At 51.2% G+C, this 303-nt stretch carries 1 rRNA gene; it reads right to left on the bottom strand.

The features are described from left to right. Nucleotides 1-303, bottom strand: a 23S ribosomal RNA gene (locus ABI582_RS28730); the annotation flags it as partial.

Here is a 303-nt window from a genome sequence, read left to right as displayed (position 1 = left end):
CAGCCTACCACCTTAAACCTGGACAACCAACGCCAGGCTGGCCTAACCTTCTCCGTCCCTCCATCGCAATAACTGGAAGTACAGGAATATTAACCTGTTTTCCATCGACTACGCTTTTCAGCCTCGCCTTAGGGACCGACTAACCCTGCGTCGATTAACGTTGCGCAGGAAACCTTGGTCTTTCGGCGTGCGAGTTTTTCACTCGCATTGTCGTTACTCATGTCAGCATTCGCACTTCTGATACCTCCAGCAAGCTTCTCAACTCACCTTCACAGGCTTACAGAACGCTCCTCTACCGCATCA

It is taken from the genome of Pseudomonas sp. SAS7 (assembly GCF_052112345.1).
In the GTDB taxonomy this organism is placed as follows: Bacteria; Pseudomonadota; Gammaproteobacteria; order Pseudomonadales; family Pseudomonadaceae; genus Aquipseudomonas; species Aquipseudomonas putida_Q.
Note: the sequence above shows the minus strand (reverse complement) of the source record. Positions and strands in the feature narration are given on the sequence as shown.